Raw genomic sequence first — 250 nt, forward strand, 5'->3', positions numbered from 1 at the left:
GTCGGCGCCCGCCTTCCTTGCCAGATCGATCAATTGACTTGCGCGGGAAAGAAGTGTCGAGGAATCGATTTCAGAGGACATGATTTGGCCTTTCCTTCGGCATCCATTTATTGTGCACTCTCCCTGGCATCAAGGCCGCCGCCGCCGATTCTTTGTCAGGGCTGCCAGGATGTTTCCCGCCGTCGAAAGAAATTGCCAGCATGTCAGCGCCCAACGACCTTTTTTCCGAAACGATCCTGCTGCTCGGCGG

The 250-nt window shown here is 56.0% G+C and carries 1 protein-coding gene; it reads right to left on the bottom strand.

The genetic code is table 11. The features are described 5' to 3' along the window. Window positions 1-70 precede the first annotated feature (70 nt). The coding region (locus EOD29_RS36770; protein ID WP_206520600.1) for a hypothetical protein at window positions 71-250 on the bottom strand (180 nt) is incomplete at its 5' end.

Source organism: Mesorhizobium sp. M1A.T.Ca.IN.004.03.1.1, assembly GCF_003997555.1.
Classification (GTDB): domain Bacteria; phylum Pseudomonadota; class Alphaproteobacteria; order Rhizobiales; family Rhizobiaceae; genus Mesorhizobium.